Origin of the sequence: Pseudomonas sp. G5001 (assembly GCF_013385475.1) — a bacterium.
Lineage (GTDB): Bacteria > Pseudomonadota > Gammaproteobacteria > Pseudomonadales > Pseudomonadaceae > Aquipseudomonas.
This window is the reverse complement of the sequence record NZ_JACAPZ010000005.1, coordinates 640,731-655,123: the sequence shown is the minus strand read 5'-3', so window position 1 is coordinate 655,123 and position 14,393 is coordinate 640,731. Positions and strand designations below refer to the sequence as shown.

Genomic DNA, 14,393 nt, shown 5'->3' with positions numbered 1-14,393 from the left:
CTAATGACTGCGATCAACCCCCAAGTGATTGAGCACAAGCCTTCATTCTGGAACCGCCCACGCCTGTTCATCGGCGCGTGTTTGGTGGTAGTCGCCGGCGTCGGCGGCGCCCTCTACACCCAGGACAGCGTCAAGGCTGCCGCATTGCTGGTGAACACCACCCAGCAACCGGCCACGCAAATCGTGGCCCACAAGGATTACCTCGAAGTGCAGCCGATTGCCGCCACCGCACCGGCTCCGGATCAAAGCCTGGAACTGTGGGCCGTCCCGGCTGACGGCACGCCAGTGTCGCTGGGCCTGCTGCCGGAAGACGGCAAAGGCATTATCGGCATCAACCCTCGCCAGCAGGAGTCAATCAGTAAACCGGTGACACTGATGGTCAGTTCGGAAACCAAGGGCGGCTCGGTGAGCAAGCAGCCGACGGGGCCAACGGTGTATCAGGGGGCTTTGGCGATTCGCTGATTCTCCCACCCAACCGCAGATGCAAAAAAGGCGACCCTGAGGTCGCCTTTTTATTTGCCCGCGATTTAAGCCGCGCTGAACAACTTGTGCGGATCAATCACAAACTTCTTCGGCACGCCCGCATCGAACTCGCCGTACCCGCGTGGCGCGTCATCCAGGCTGATGACTTCCACACCGACGATGTCGGCAATGTTGATACGGTCCCACATGATCGCCTGCATCAGTTGGCGGTTGTACTTCATCACAGGGGTTTGCCCGGTGTGGAAGCTGTGGGACTTGGCCCAGCCCAGGCCAAAACGAATGCTCAGGCTGCCCATTTTTGCAGCGGCATCCACGGCACCCGGGTCTTCGGTGACGTACAGGCCCGGAATACCGATTTTGCCAGCCACCCGCACCACGCCCATCAACGAGTTGAGCACGGTGGCCGGAGCCTCTGCCTTGGCCCCTTCATGACCATGGCCACGCGCTTCGAAACCCACGGCATCGACGGCGCAATCCACTTCCGGCTCGCCCAGCAACGCAGCGATCTGTTCGTGCAGCGGGGTGTCTTTCGACAGGTCGGCAATTTCAAAACCCTGGGCCTTGGCGTGGGCCAGGCGGATCGGGTTGACGTCACCGATGATCACCACCGCAGCGCCCAGCAGGCGAGCGGAAGCGGCAGCCGCCAGGCCTACCGGACCGGCACCGGCGATGTAGACCGTGCTGCCCGGGCCAACGCCCGCAGTGACTGCGCCGTGGTAGCCGGTGGGCAGGATGTCGGAGAGGCAGGTCAGGTCGCGGATTTTCTCCATGGCCTTGTCGCGGTCCGGCAGTTTCAACAGGTTGAAGTCGGCGTAAGGCACCAGCACGTATTCGGCCTGGCCGCCAGTCCAGTCGCCCATGTCGACATAGCCGTAGGCGCCACCGGCACGGGCCGGGTTGACGGTCAGGCACACGCCGGTGTGCTGCTCTTTGCAGGAACGGCAACGGCCGCATGCGACGTTGAACGGCACCGACACCAGGTCGCCGATCTTCAGGTTCTCGACGTCGCTGCCCTTCTCGATCACTTCGCCGGTGATTTCGTGGCCCAGGACCAGGCCGGTCTGGGCAGTGGTGCGGCCGCGCACCATGTGTTGGTCGGAGCCGCAGATGTTGGTGGAGACCACGCGCAGGATGACGCCGTGCTCAATCTTCCTGCCACGGGGGTCCTGCATTTTGGGATAGTCGATTTTCTGTACTTCGACCTTGCCGTTGCCGAGATACACGACACCACGATTACCAGACATGCTTTCACCTCGCTGTTGTTTTTATGGAACCGCGTTGCCCAGGCAGGCAGCGCGTTTAAGTGCTCGGGTACAGATGCTGTTTTTGCGTTGTTAGTAAGGGCCTCTTCGCGAGCAAGCCCGCTCCCACAGTTGACCGAGTCCTACCTTTGAAATGCGGTCGAATGTGGGAGCGGGCTTGCTCGCGAAGGCGTCCATCAGAGCACCACTGTCCGATTGGCGTTCAAGAACACCCGCCGCTCAATGTGATACCCCACGGCCCGGGCCAGGGTCAGGCCTTCGATATCCCGTCCCTTGGCAATCAAATCTTCCGGATAGTGACTGTGGTCCACCACCTCCACGCCCTGGGCGATGATCGGGCCTTCGTCCAAATCGTTATTGATGTAATGCGCAGTGGCGCCCACCAGTTTCACCCCCTTGTTGTAAGCCTGGTGATACGGCTTGGCGCCCTTGAAACCGGGCAGCAGGGAGTGGTGGATGTTGATGGCTTTACCGTCAAGCTTGCGGCACAGCTCCGGCGACAGCACTTGCATGTAGCGCGCAAGAATCACCAGCTCGGCGCCGGACTCTTCGATCACCTGCCACACCTGGCGCTCCTGCGACGGCTTGTCGTTGGGGTCCAGGGGAAAGTGGTAATAGGGAATCTGGTGCCAGTCGGCCAGGGGCTTGAGGTCCGGGTGGTTGGAGACTACGGCGACCACGTCCATCGACAGTTGGCCGATGCGCTGGCGGTAGAGCAAATCGTTGAGGCAGTGATCGGCCTTGGAGACCATGATCACCACTTTCGGCCGGTAGTTCGGCGCGGTCAGTTCGAAGATCATGCCGAAGGCTTCGCCACGGGTGGCCAGGCCATCGCGGAAGGCTTGTTCGTCGAAACCATCGGGCTGGCGGAACTCCACGCGGATGAAGAACCGGCCCGAGAGCCGGTCATCGAAGGAGTGGTGCTCAGTGACGTAGCAGCCCTGCTCGAACAGGTAGCGAGTGACCGCGTCCACCGTGCCGAGCACGCTGGGGCAGTCGGCGGTCAAAATCCATGTATCGGGTACGCGGCTCATTATTCGTGACTCCTTGATCGTTCCAACGCTCTGCGTGGGAACGCCGCAATGGACGCTCTGCGTCCGCTCTTGGGACGCGGAGCGTCCCGGGATGCATTCCCACGCGGAGCGTGGGAACGATCAGGCCTGGACGCTTAAACCATACTCAGCCGCCGCATCCTGCAACCACAGCCACCAGTAATCCGAGAAGCTGCGACGAATCACCAGCTCCCAGGTGTCTTCAGCAGTATGGCGAATCACCAATTGCGACTTGGCGAACACCGTGCCCACCGCCTTGCCCACCGGGAAGCTGTTGGGGTGCACGTCGTAGCTGGTGGATTTCATCAGCACATCGCGCACGTTGGGGCCGCTGAGTTCGAGAATCTGCTGGCCGCCGCTGACGTTGACGACCTGGATATGCAAATCACCCAGCGCCTCACGCAAGCTTTTCTCGGCGGCGAATTCCTCACCGCCTGGCACTACCAGCAACCACTCATCCGGACCGAGCCATTGCAGGCTGGTCTCACCCTTGACGATGACTTGCAGGGCACCGGGCAATTCGATACCCAAGGCTTTGTGCACACCGGCGGCGAAGGCTGCGTCATGGCCATCGCCACGAATGGTCAGGTGGCCCAGCAGTTTCTTTTCACGCACGGTCACGCCGGCATTCTTGCGGCCCTTGCCTACCAGGCTGGCGAGGTCGGCATGGTGCAGCGACGACTCGGCCTTGGCTCCGGAGGTGGGGCGTTGTTGGTAAACATTGGCTGCTGTCATAAAGCACCTGTGTTGAATTTGATCGTTCCCACGCTCTGCGTGGGAATGCCGCCATGGACGCTCTGCGTCCGCTCTTGGGGCGCAGAGCGCCCCGGGATGCATTCCCACGCGGAGCGTGGGAACGATCAGGTGTCAGATGTTCTGGCGGTCGCCTTTAGGATCAAAGAACACCGAAGAAACAATCTCCGCCTCGATCACGCTGCCATCCGCCAGCGGTGCAAACACCCGCTCGCCGATGCGCTTCAAGCCGCCCTTCACCACGCCCATGGCAAACGAATAACCGAGGGAGTTGTGGGCATAACTGGAGGTGACATGGCCGACCATCTTCATCGGGATCGTCTGCTTGGTGTCGAACACCAGTTGCGCGCCTTCCGGCAGCCACACGTTCGGGTCAATCGGCTTGAGTCCGACAAGCTGCTTGCGGTCTTCACGCACACAGTCTTCGCGATTCATCCCGCGCCAGCCAATCCACGAGAACGGTTTGGTACGGCCTACACACCAGCCCATGTTCAGGTCGTCCGGGGTCATCGAGCCGTCGGTATCCTGGCCGACGATGATGAAACCCTTCTCGGCCCGCAGCACGTGCATGGTTTCGGTGCCATAAGGCGTCAGGTTGTACTGCTTGCCGGCCTCGACGATTTTCTCGAGCACGCCCATGGCGTAGTCGGCCTGCACGTTGACTTCGTACGACAGCTCACCGGTAAACGAAATCCGGAACACCCGCGCCGGCACGCCGCCAACCAGGCCTTCTTTCCAGGTCATGAACGGGAAGCCGTCCTTGTCCAGGTCGATGTCGGTGACTTCGCTCAGCAGTTTGCGGCTGTTGGGGCCGGACAAGGTCATGGTTGCCCAGTGGTCGGTGACCGAGGTGAAGTACACCTTGAGGTCCGGCCATTCGGTCTGCTGGTAGATTTCCAGCCACTGGAGTACGCGTGCTGCGCCGCCGGTGGTGGTGGTCATCAGGAAGTGGTTGTCGGCGAGGCAGGCAGTCACGCCGTCGTCGAAGACCATGCCGTCTTCCTTGCACATCAGGCCGTAGCGGGCCTTGCCCACGTCGAGCTTGGTCCAGGCGTTGCTGTAGATGCGGTTGAGGAACTCGCGGGCATCCGGGCCTTGGATGTCGATCTTGCCGAGGGTGGACGCGTCCAGCAGGCCGACGCTGTCACGCACGGCCAGGCATTCGCGCTTCACCGCGGCGTGCAGGTCTTCACCGTTGCGCGGGAAATACCATGGGCGTTTCCACTGGCCGACGTCCTCAAACTCGGCGCCGTTTTTCACGTGCCAGGCTTGCAGCGCGGTGTAGCGCACCGGCTCGAAGATGTGCCCACAGTGCCGGCCTGCTACCGCGCCGAAGGTTACCGGCGTGTAGTTGGGACGGAACATGGTAGTGCCCATCTGCGGGATGGTCACATTCAGCGAACGGGCCGCGATGGCCAGGCCGTTGACGTTGCCGAGCTTGCCCTGGTCAGTGCCGAATCCCAGTGCGGTGTAGCGCTTGACGTGCTCCACCGACTCGAAACCCTCGCGGGTGGCGAGTTCGATGGCGGCCGCGGTGACGTCATTCTGCAGGTCGACAAATTGCTTCGGCGCCCGTGCGGTAGCTTTCTCGTGAGGTACCTGGAACAGCGCCAGGGTCGGTTCTTCCAGACGGCTCAAGGCTTTGGGCAGCGTACCTTCCACCGGCGCAAACCCGGCTTCGCTGGCAGCGCGCACGCCACCTTCAAAACCGTCGGCCAGGGAATCGCCGAGGCCGTAGACGCCATTGATGCCACCGACGCACACGCGTTTCTGCGGTGCTTCGCCCGGTACAAAACCGAGGATGTCTTCACGCCAGGTCGGCTTGCCGCCCAGGTGCGAGGCCAGGTGGACCACCGGGCTGTAGCCGCCGGAGCTGGCGACCAGGTCGCACTCCAGCCACTCGCCGGGGCTGGTGACTTTATGAGCTTTGACATCGATGGCCGCAACACGGGCACCAGTGACGTGCTTGCTGCCACGGGCCTCGATCACGGCGCTGCCGGTGAGGATGCGAATGCCTTTGGCACGCGCCTCTTCAACCAGCGCGCCCCGTGGGTTGTGGCGGGCATCGGCTACGGCGACAACGCTGAGGCCGGCGTCGAACCAGTCCAGCGCCACGCGGTAGGCGTGATCGTTGTTGGTGGACAGCACCAGCTTCTTGCCCGGTGCCACGCCGTAGCGACGCACGTAAGTGGAGACCGCTCCCGCCAGCATGTTGCCCGGTACGTCGTTGTTGCCGTACACCAGCGGACGCTCGCACGCACCAGTGGCCAACACCACGCGCTTGGCGCGAACCCGGTGGATACGCTGACGCACCTGGCCAATCGGTGCACGGTCACCGAGGTGGTCGGTGAGGCGTTCGTGAATGGTCAGGAAGTTATGGTCGTGGTAACCGTTGACGGTGGCGCGAGGCAGCAGCACCACGTCCGGTAGGGCCTTGAGTTCAGCAATCACACTGGCAACCCACTCGGCCGCAGGCTTGCCATCGAGGCTTTCGCGGGAGTCCAGCAGGGAGCCGCCGAATTCTTCCTGCTCGTCCGCGATGATCACCCGGGCGCCACTGCGGGCGGCGGCCAACGCAGCCGCCAGGCCGGCAGGGCCCGCGCCCACAATCAGCACGTCGCAATGACGGTTCATGTAGTCGTAGGTGTCCGGATCGTTCTCGGTCGGCGAGCGGCCAAGACCGGCTGCCTTACGGATGTACTTCTCGTAAGTCATCCAGAACGATTGCGGGTACATGAAGGTTTTGTAGTAGAAACCCGGCGGCATCAGCTTGCCGCCGACCTTGCCGAGAATGCCCATCATGTCGTTGTTCACGCTCGGCCAGCCGTTGGTGCTGGTGGCGACCAAACCCTGGTACAGCGCCTGTTGCGTGGCGCGCACGTTGGGGATTTGCGTGGCTTCGGTGGCGCCGATCTGCAGCACCGCGTTCGGCTCTTCGGCACCGGCGGCGAAGATGCCGCGCGGGCGGGAATACTTGAAGCTGCGACCGATGATGTCGACGCCGTTGGCCAGCAGCGCAGCGGCCAATGTGTCGCCTTCAAAGCCTTTGTAGCTCTGGCCGTTGAAGGTGAAGCTCAGGGCTTTGTTGCGGTCGATCCGGCCACCGTTGGACAGGCGATTGATCTGGCTCATACCTTCTCTCCAGAAGCCTTGGCGGTGAATTGCGGCTTGGTGCCTATCTTGTAGGTTTCAAGAATTTCGTAGGTCACGGTGTCGCGGGTCGCGTTGAAATACTGGCGGCAACCGGCAGCGTGAATCCACAGTTCGTGGTGCAGGCCGCGCGGGTTGTCGCGAAAGAACATGTAGTCGCCCCACTCCTCGTCGGTGCAGGTGTTCGGGTCCAGTGGGCGCGGGATGTGCGCTTGGCCGGAGGCGTGGAATTCCTCTTCGGAGCGCAGTTCGCCACAGTGAGGACAGAAGATATGCAACATAGGGAATTTCTCCTGTTAGTGGGCGACGGCCGCGGCGCCGTGTTCGTCGATCAGCGCACCGTTGTGGAAACGGTCGATGGAGAAAGGAGCGGCCAACGGGTGCATTTCACCCTTGGCGAGGCTGGCGGCAAATACGTTGCCTGAGCCTGGAGTCGCTTTAAAACCACCGGTGCCCCAACCGCAGTTGAAGAACATGTTCGGGACCGGGGTCTTGGAGATGATCGGGCAGGCATCCGGCGTGGTGTCGACGATGCCGCCCCACTGGCGGTTCATGCGCACGCGGGACAGCACCGGGAACATCTCTACGATGGCCTGGATGGTGTGCTCGATCACCGGGTACGAGCCGCGCTGGCCATAGCCGTTGTAGCCGTCGATACCGGCGCCGATCACCAGGTCGCCCTTGTCGGACTGGCTGATGTAACCGTGCACGGCGTTGGACATGATCACGCTGTCGATGATGGGTTTGATCGGCTCTGACACCAGTGCTTGCAGCGGGTGGGATTCGATCGGCAGGCGGAAGCCCGCCAGGGATGCCATGTGGCCGGAGTTACCGGCGGTCACTACGCCGACGCGCTTGGCGCCGATGAACCCCTTGTTGGTTTCCACGCCGATGCACACACCGTTTTCCTTGCGGAAACCGATCACTTCGGTCTGCTGGATCAGGTCCACGCCCAGTGCGTCAGCGGCGCGGGCAAAGCCCCAGGCCACGGCATCGTGACGGGCCACGCCGCCGCGCCGTTGCACGGTGGCGCCCATTACCGGGTAGCGAGTGTTCTTGGAGCAGTCGAGGTACGGAATCTCATCGGCCACTTGTTTGGCGTTAAGCAGCTCGCCGTCCACGCCGTTCAGGCGGTTGGCGCTGACGCGACGCTCGGAGTCACGGATGTCCTGCAGGGTGTGGCACAGGTTGTAGACGCCACGCTGGGAGAACATCACGTTGTAGTTCAAATCCTGGGACAAACCTTCCCAGAGTTTCATCGCGTGTTCGTACAGGTGCGCCGACTCGTCCCACAGGTAGTTGGACCGCACGATGGTGGTGTTGCGCGCGGTGTTACCGCCGCCCAGCCAGCCTTTCTCGACCACCGCCACGTTAGTGATGCCGTGCTCCTTGGCCAGGTAGTAAGCCGTCGCCAGACCATGCCCGCCGCCGCCGACGATGACCACGTCGTAGACCTTTTTAGGGGTGGGCGTGCGCCACATTTTCTGCCAGTTTTCGTGGTGGCTGAGTGAGTGCTTGAAGAGGCCGAAGCCCGAGTAGCGTTGCATAGTCATTACTCCAAAACCGCGCTCAGCGATAAACCGGGAAATCAGCGCACAGGGCGGCCACATGCTTGGCGACGTTGGCCTCCACATCGGCGTCGCCGAGGTTGTCGAGGATGTCGCAGATCCAGCCGGCCAACTCCAGGCATTGGGTCACTTTGAAGCCGCGTGTGGTCACCGCCGGCGTGCCGATACGCAGGCCCGAGGTCACGAACGGCGACTGCGGGTCGTTGGGCACGGCGTTCTTGTTGACGGTGATGTGAGCGCGACCGAGGGCGGCGTCCGCATCTTTGCCGGTGAGGCCCTGACGGATCAGGCTGACCAGGAACAGGTGGTTATCGGTGCCGCCGGACACTACATCGTAGCCGCGTTTGATAAACACGCCGGCCATGGCCTGGGCGTTGTCGATCACTTGCTGTTGATAGGCCTTGAAACCTGGTTCCTGGGCTTCCTTGAAGCACACCGCCTTGCCGGCGATCACGTGCATCAGCGGGCCGCCCTGGGCGCCCGGGAATACCGCAGAGTTGAGTTTCTTTTCAATTTCTTCGTTGGACTTGGCCAGGATCAACCCGCCACGTGGACCGCGCAGGGTCTTGTGGGTGGTGGTGGTGACCACATCGGCGTAGGGCAGCGGGTTCGGGTACAGACCGGCGGCTACCAGGCCGGCGACGTGGGCCATGTCGACGAACAGCAGCGCACCGACCTTGTCGGCGATCTGGCGAAAGCGCGGGAAATCCAGGGTCTTGGAGTAGGCGGAAAAACCCGCCACGATCATCTTCGGCTTGTGCTCCACGGCCAGGCGCTCGACCTCGTCGTAGTCGATCAACCCGGTGTTGGTGTCGATGCCGTATTGCACCGCGTTGTACAGCTTGCCCGAGGACGACACTTTGGCGCCGTGGGTCAGGTGGCCGCCGTGGGCCAGGCTCATGCCGAGGATGGTGTCGCCGGCGTTCAACAGCGCCAGGTACACCGCACTGTTGGCGGACGAACCGGAGTGCGGCTGCACGTTGGCATAGTCGGCGCCGAACAGTTGCTTGGCGCGCTCGATGGCCAGCACTTCAACCTTGTCCACATGTTCGCAGCCGCCGTAGTAGCGCTTGCCCGGGTAACCTTCGGCGTACTTGTTGGTGAGGCCGCTGCCCTGGGCTTCCATGACACGCTTGCTGGTGTAGTTCTCTGACGCGATCAGCTCGATATGATCTTCCTGGCGCTGCTCCTCGGCATTCATGGCCGCCAGCAGTGCATCGTCATAACCCTGGATCTGGTCTTGCTTGCTGAACATCGCGTCTCTCCCAGCGGCGGCGGTGCGCCAATCGTATTGTTGGGGCCGCCGCACGACGGAGGGGCCCTTTGATGCGATGGTAGGGCTGGCGCAGAGAGGTCAAATGCCTATGGACGCCACGCAAAGGTGCGTTTACGACATGGCCCCCGGCATTTGTAGGAGCGAGCTTGCTCGCGAAAAACCTGAGGGCGCCGCGCGCATCCAGACAGCCCTCGTAATCGTTGACGTTTTTCGCGAGCAAGCTCGCTCCTACAAGGGGTTAGGCGATGATCTTTCGAAGGAGTAGCAGCAGCAGGAAATGCGCCGGATAAAGCGCATACGCCCAGCGCCGCATGGCCGGTGGCGATACCTGCCCGGCATGTCGCAACAAGACCAATCCGGCCAGCGGCGCAATCAGGCATGTCGCCAATCCCAGCATCGCCACCAGCGTGCCGCTATTGAGCAGGACCTGCCATTGATTGGCAGCCAGGCACACCACACCCGGCAGCACGCTGAAGTACCACGGCCGGCGAAACACCAGCAGCATCGCCAACGGCAGCAGTACACCAAAAAAACCGAACATCAACTGCGCCGAAAACAACCCCGCCAAAACCAGCGCGATCAACGCCAATCCTCGATCAATAACCGTCTTCTGCTGCCATCCCCGGGCAACCAGCAAACCCAGCGCCAGGGTCGGCAGTACGTTCAGCGTGTCGGCGTCGTCGATGAACATCCGGTACGGCACCTCACTGATCACACTGAACAGCAGCAACCAGCCCAGATAGCGCCACTGCCCCGTCACCGGCGCGTCCTTGACCCGATGCAAATTCGCCGCGATCGCCAGGCAAAACCACGGGAACGCCAGGCGCCCCGGCACATACAGCCCGTCCAGGCTCAAACCGACATACCGCAGGTGGTCCAGCACCATACTCAGCAGCGCCAGCCACTTGAGCAGGTCCAGGGCGCCATCGCGGACGCGGCTTACAGGAACGCTTTCAGAACCGTGCATAATTCCCCAATGACTTTGCATTAACAGTGCGTGCGCCCGCCCGACAATCTTGGGTAAAGTGCGCACCAACATCGACCACAGGACTGGGCCATGACCGACAAGAGCCAACAATTCGCCAGCGACAACTATTCCGGCATCTGCCCGGAAGCCTGGGCCGCCATGGAACTCGCCAACCAGGGCCATCAACGCGCCTATGGCGATGATGAATGGACCCACCGCGCCGCCGACGGTTTCCGCAAACTGTTCGAAACCGACTGCGAAGTGTTCTTCGCCTTCAACGGTACCGCAGCCAACTCCCTGGCGCTGTCCTCCTTGTGCCAGAGCTACCATAGCGTGATCTGCTCGGAAACCGCCCACGTCGAAACCGACGAATGCGGCGCGCCGGAGTTTTTCTCCAACGGCTCCAAGCTGCTCACCGCCCGCACCGAAAACGGCAAGCTGACCCCGGAGTCGATCCGCGAGATCGCCCTCAAGCGCCAGGACATTCACTACCCGAAACCCCGCGTCGTGACCCTGACCCAGGCCACCGAAGTCGGCAGCGTCTACACCCCGGAAGAAATCCGCGCCATCAGCGTCACCTGCAAGGAACTGGGGTTGAACCTGCACATGGACGGCGCACGGTTCTCCAACGCCTGCGCATTCCTCGGCTGCTCGCCGGCCGACCTGACCTGGAAAGCCGGGGTCGACGTGCTGTGCTTTGGTGGCACCAAGAACGGCATGGCCGTGGGTGAAGCGATCCTGTTCTTCAACCACAAGCTGGCCGAAGACTTCGACTACCGCTGCAAACAAGCCGGGCAGCTTGCCTCAAAGATGCGCTTCCTCTCCGCCCCGTGGGTGGGCCTGCTGGAAAACGACGCCTGGCTCAAACACGCCCGCCACGCCAACCACTGTGCACAATTGCTCAGCAACCTGGTGGCGGATATTCCGGGTGTGGAGTTGATGTTCCCGGTACAGGCCAACGGCGTGTTCCTGCAACTCTCGGAACCGGCAATTGCCGCGCTGACGGCCAAGGGCTGGCGCTTCTACACCTTCATCGGTAAAGGCGGCGCGCGGTTCATGTGCGCGTGGGATACCGAAGAAGAGCGCGTCAGAGAATTAGCCGCAGATATTCGGGAAGTAATGAGCGCCTGAAGTAGGCATCAGCGCCTCAGATAATGGCGAAAGGCCGAGACTGTTTTTTGATATTTCTGACAGCAACAAACTCCGTTTTCATTGACTAGCCTCTTGGAACCCGGAAGGAAAAGGCCGCCTTTCGGGACTAACCGCCAGCCGAATAATCGGCCGGAAACGGAAATCCAGCAGAGGGCAATACCATGGAAGCGCAACGCTACGGAAACAACTTGCTAGGCGAAGGCACTATCAGCACCACCGTCATCGACTGGGACGAATTCAGAAAATCCGCGAAAATCGGTGACACCATCAGCGAACCGACGAGGACATTGCGGATCACTGACAAGATCTATGAACTGACAGCATCCGGCCAGCACTTCGTCGTGCATATCTATGCCCAATAACCTCTAACTGATCGTTCCCACGCTCTGCGTGGGAACGCCTCCCCGGACGCTCCGCGTCCAGGCCACACCACGGTTCAAGGACGAATTGATGGGCAGAAGCCGCTACACCATTACCGAACCTGAAAAACCACACTTCCTGACATGCACTGTCATGGAATGGACACCGCTATTTACCCGCGACTACCTTGTCGGCCACCTATTGAGTTGCTGGCGATATCAACAAACCCACGAACATTTCAATCTCTACGGCTACGTCGTTCTCGAAAACCATCTGCACTTCGTCGCTCAAGCACCTGACCTGGGTAAATGTGTCAGCCAGTTCAAATCCTTCACCGCTCGAACCATCATTGACGACCTGCAGAAACGAGGAGCGGAGCGAGTGTTGCAGCGTTTGCGTTTCAGCAAACGGGCGCATAAAACGGACCGGATTTATCAGCTATGGCAAGAGGGGTCACACGCCGAGTTGGTGTACAGCGAAGCGGTGATGCGCCAAAAGCTTGATTACATTCACCACAACCCTGTGAAGCGTGGTTATGTGGACTTGGCCGAGCACTGGCGGTATTCCAGCGCCCGCAACTATGCAGGACAGGATGGCCTGATTGAAATTCAGCGCTGGGCCTGATCGTTCCCACGCTCTGCGTGGGAATGCAGCCCGTGACGCTCCGCGTCACACAGCGGGACGCAGAGCGTCCAAGGAGGCATTCCCACGCGGAGCGTGGGAACGATCGATTCCTGTGAAGCGGGGTTGTGTGGACTTGGCCGAGCACTGGCGGTATTCCAGCGCCCGCAACTATGCGGGACAGGATAGCCTGATTGAAATTCAACGCTGGGCCTGATCGTTCCCACGCTCTGCGTGGGAATGCAACCCGTGACGCTCCGCGTCACACAGCGGGACGCAGAGCGTCCAAGGAGGCATTCCCACGCGGAGCGTGGGAACGATCGATTCCTGTGAAGCGGGGTTGTGTGGACTTGGCCGAGCTGGCGGTATTCCAACGTCCGTAACTATGCAGGACCGGACGGCCTGATCGAGATTCAGCGCTGGGCCTGATCGTTCCCACGCTCTGCGTGGGAACGCAGCCCGTGACGCTCCGCGTCACACAGCGGGACGGGACACGGAGCGTCCAAGGAGGCATTCCCACGCGGAGCGTGGGAACGATCATTAGAACTCGATGCGCACATCACCCTTCGGCACGCTGCAGCACGACAGGATGTAACCCTCGGCTTCGTCTTCCTCGGTGATCCCGCCGTTGTGGTCCATCTCGACCTCCCCGCCCAGCTTCAGCACCTTGCACGTCCCACAGATCCCCATGCCGCAAGCTTTCGGAATCAGCAGGCCAAGCTTGGCCGCCGCTGCGTGCACGGTCTCGCCCGGTGCCACGCGGATGCTCTTGCCAGAGGCAATGAATTCCACCTGATGCAGGTCCGCCAGGTCGATTTCCGGCGCATCCGCCGCTTGTTCGGCTTGCTCCACCGCGTCGGCCCGGGCTTCCGGTGGCGTCGCGCCGAAGGATTCTTCGTGATAACGCGCCATGTCGAAGCCGGCGGCTTCCAGCAGGCGCTTTACCGCGTTCATGTAAGGCGTCGGGCCGCAACAGAAGACTTCCCGCTCCAGGAAGTCCGGCACCATCAGTTCGAGCATCTTGTGGTTCAGGTAACCGCGATAACCGGCCCAGGGTTCACCCAGGCCGTGTTTCTCGCAAATCAGGTGCAGGCTGAAGTTATCAATCCGCGACGCCATATGCTCCAGCTCGCGGTGGTAAATGATGTCCTTTGGCGAGCGGGCGCTGTGGATAAACGTCATGTCGACGTTGGCGTTGGTGTCGTAGAACCAGCGCGCCATGGACATCACCGGGGTAATACCGACACCACCACTGAGGTACAGCACTTTCGGGCTCGGGAAGTCGATGGCATTGAACAGCCCCACCGGCCCGTGCACCGCCAGCTCCTGGCCTTCGTGCAGCGTGTCATGCAACCAGTTGGACACCTTGCCGCCCGGCACGCGCTTGATGGTCACCGAAAAGCTGTAAGGCACCGACGGCGAACTGGAAATAGTGTACGAACGCATGATCGGCTGGCCGTCGATTTCCAGCTCCAGGGTGACGAACTGCCCGGGCTTGAAAAAGAACAGGATCGGCTGGTCGGCCATAAAGCAGAAGGTGCGCACGTCCCAGGTTTCCTGGATGACTTTGACGCAACGGACGATGTGCCGACCATTGGCCCAGGTCTGGGTTGTTACCGGGTTCAGGAAGCTGTTGGACATGCTGTTCTCCATAGCCGTGTGATCGGCCTTATGGTGGCGATTCTGCGTAACGCGCGAATCACCCATTTACCTATCTGCGACATTCACATACTTATCGCGACCAGCCCC

13 protein-coding genes and 2 pseudogenes are annotated in these 14,393 nt (G+C 61.3%); 5 read left to right on the top strand and 10 right to left on the bottom strand.

The window, feature by feature from the left end:
* Positions 1-3: 3 nt before the first annotated feature.
* Complete coding sequence (locus HX805_RS04405) at positions 4-462, top strand: anti-sigma factor domain-containing protein (RefSeq protein ID WP_177046484.1); 459 nt, start codon at positions 4-6, stop codon at positions 460-462.
* Positions 463-527: 65 nt separating this feature from the next.
* Here the strand turns inward: HX805_RS04405 and fdhA are convergent, their stop codons facing one another.
* The 9 genes and pseudogenes from fdhA to HX805_RS04365 all read right to left on the bottom strand — a co-directional run bounded on the left by fdhA (position 528) and on the right by HX805_RS04365 (position 10,511).
* Positions 528-1,727 carry a formaldehyde dehydrogenase, glutathione-independent gene (fdhA, locus tag HX805_RS04400; protein ID WP_003209194.1) on the bottom strand — a complete coding sequence of 400 codons (1,200 nt, stop codon included), beginning with the start codon at positions 1,725-1,727 and terminating at the stop codon, positions 528-530.
* 194 nt (positions 1,728-1,921) lie between these two features.
* A complete protein-coding gene (purU, locus tag HX805_RS04395; protein WP_003209192.1) occupies positions 1,922-2,779 on the bottom strand; it encodes a formyltetrahydrofolate deformylase in 858 nt (285 codons plus the stop codon).
* A 120-nt stretch (positions 2,780-2,899) separates the two neighbouring features.
* Positions 2,900-3,532 (bottom strand): sarcosine oxidase subunit gamma, encoded by a 633-nt coding sequence (locus tag HX805_RS04390; protein ID WP_102604381.1) that lies wholly within the window; start codon positions 3,530-3,532, stop codon positions 2,900-2,902.
* A gap of 132 nt (positions 3,533-3,664) precedes the next feature.
* Complete coding sequence (locus tag HX805_RS04385; protein ID WP_177116629.1) at positions 3,665-6,682, bottom strand: sarcosine oxidase subunit alpha; 3,018 nt, start codon at positions 6,680-6,682, stop codon at positions 3,665-3,667.
* Positions 6,679-6,981: a sarcosine oxidase subunit delta gene (locus HX805_RS04380; RefSeq protein ID WP_003209187.1), complete on the bottom strand. Its 303-nt coding sequence runs from the start codon at positions 6,979-6,981 to the stop codon at positions 6,679-6,681. Before HX805_RS04380 ends, HX805_RS04385 begins: the two co-directional genes overlap by 4 nt.
* Positions 6,982-6,996: 15 nt before the next feature.
* Entirely contained in the window at positions 6,997-8,247 is a 1,251-nt protein-coding gene (locus HX805_RS04375) for a sarcosine oxidase subunit beta (protein ID WP_003209185.1), read from the bottom strand.
* A 22-nt stretch (positions 8,248-8,269) separates the two neighbouring features.
* Positions 8,270-9,523 (bottom strand): serine hydroxymethyltransferase, encoded by a 1,254-nt coding sequence (gene glyA / locus HX805_RS04370; protein ID WP_008434333.1) that lies wholly within the window; start codon positions 9,521-9,523, stop codon positions 8,270-8,272.
* A 154-nt stretch (positions 9,524-9,677) separates the two neighbouring features.
* Positions 9,678-9,764, bottom strand: a pseudogene (locus HX805_RS32290) (outer membrane lipoprotein carrier protein LolA); the annotation flags it as partial.
* Positions 9,765-9,782: 18 nt separating this feature from the next.
* Complete coding sequence (locus HX805_RS04365) at positions 9,783-10,511, bottom strand: TraX family protein (protein WP_177080647.1); 729 nt, start codon at positions 10,509-10,511, stop codon at positions 9,783-9,785.
* Positions 10,512-10,601: 90 nt separating this feature from the next.
* Here HX805_RS04365 and HX805_RS04360 point away from each other — a divergent pair, with 90 nt between their 5' ends.
* From HX805_RS04360 to HX805_RS32285, 4 genes and pseudogenes are all read left to right on the top strand, one after another.
* Entirely contained in the window at positions 10,602-11,642 is a 1,041-nt protein-coding gene (locus HX805_RS04360) for a low specificity L-threonine aldolase (RefSeq protein WP_087694760.1), read from the top strand.
* 182 nt (positions 11,643-11,824) lie between these two features.
* The gene (locus HX805_RS04355; protein ID WP_177080646.1) at positions 11,825-12,025 is read left to right on the top strand and encodes a hypothetical protein; all 201 of its coding nucleotides are present in this window, start codon (positions 11,825-11,827) and stop codon (positions 12,023-12,025) included.
* A gap of 88 nt (positions 12,026-12,113) precedes the next feature.
* The gene (locus tag HX805_RS04350; RefSeq protein WP_008434329.1) at positions 12,114-12,647 is read left to right on the top strand and encodes a hypothetical protein; all 534 of its coding nucleotides are present in this window, start codon (positions 12,114-12,116) and stop codon (positions 12,645-12,647) included.
* A gap of 139 nt (positions 12,648-12,786) precedes the next feature.
* Positions 12,787-12,861: pseudogene (locus HX805_RS32285) on the top strand (transposase); the annotation flags it as partial.
* Positions 12,862-13,184: 323 nt separating this feature from the next.
* Here the strand turns inward: HX805_RS32285 and gbcB are convergent.
* Positions 13,185-14,285 carry a glycine-betaine demethylase subunit GbcB gene (gene gbcB / locus HX805_RS04345; RefSeq protein ID WP_003216947.1) on the bottom strand — a complete coding sequence of 367 codons (1,101 nt, stop codon included), beginning with the start codon at positions 14,283-14,285 and terminating at the stop codon, positions 13,185-13,187.
* Between the last annotated feature and the right edge of the window lie 108 nt (positions 14,286-14,393).

What these genes read in the sequence shown, in the direction of transcription:
- HX805_RS04405 (WP_177046484.1), top strand. Translation starts at nt 4, where the DNA reads ATGACTGCGATCAACCCCCAAGTGATTGAGCACAAGCCTTCATTCTGG.
- fdhA (WP_003209194.1), bottom strand. Translation starts at nt 1,727, where the DNA reads ATGTCTGGTAATCGTGGTGTCGTGTATCTCGGCAACGGCAAGGTCGAA.
- purU (WP_003209192.1), bottom strand. Translation starts at nt 2,779, where the DNA reads ATGAGCCGCGTACCCGATACATGGATTTTGACCGCCGACTGCCCCAGC.
- HX805_RS04390 (WP_102604381.1), bottom strand. Translation starts at nt 3,532, where the DNA reads ATGACAGCAGCCAATGTTTACCAACAACGCCCCACCTCCGGAGCCAAG.
- HX805_RS04385 (WP_177116629.1), bottom strand. Translation starts at nt 6,682, where the DNA reads ATGAGCCAGATCAATCGCCTGTCCAACGGTGGCCGGATCGACCGCAAC.
- HX805_RS04380 (WP_003209187.1), bottom strand. Translation starts at nt 6,981, where the DNA reads ATGTTGCATATCTTCTGTCCTCACTGTGGCGAACTGCGCTCCGAAGAG.
- HX805_RS04375 (WP_003209185.1), bottom strand. Translation starts at nt 8,247, where the DNA reads ATGCAACGCTACTCGGGCTTCGGCCTCTTCAAGCACTCACTCAGCCAC.
- glyA (WP_008434333.1), bottom strand. Translation starts at nt 9,523, where the DNA reads ATGTTCAGCAAGCAAGACCAGATCCAGGGTTATGACGATGCACTGCTG.
- HX805_RS04365 (WP_177080647.1), bottom strand. Translation starts at nt 10,511, where the DNA reads ATGCACGGTTCTGAAAGCGTTCCTGTAAGCCGCGTCCGCGATGGCGCC.
- HX805_RS04360 (WP_087694760.1), top strand. Translation starts at nt 10,602, where the DNA reads ATGACCGACAAGAGCCAACAATTCGCCAGCGACAACTATTCCGGCATC.
- HX805_RS04355 (WP_177080646.1), top strand. Translation starts at nt 11,825, where the DNA reads ATGGAAGCGCAACGCTACGGAAACAACTTGCTAGGCGAAGGCACTATC.
- HX805_RS04350 (WP_008434329.1), top strand. Translation starts at nt 12,114, where the DNA reads ATGGGCAGAAGCCGCTACACCATTACCGAACCTGAAAAACCACACTTC.
- gbcB (WP_003216947.1), bottom strand. Translation starts at nt 14,285, where the DNA reads ATGTCCAACAGCTTCCTGAACCCGGTAACAACCCAGACCTGGGCCAAT.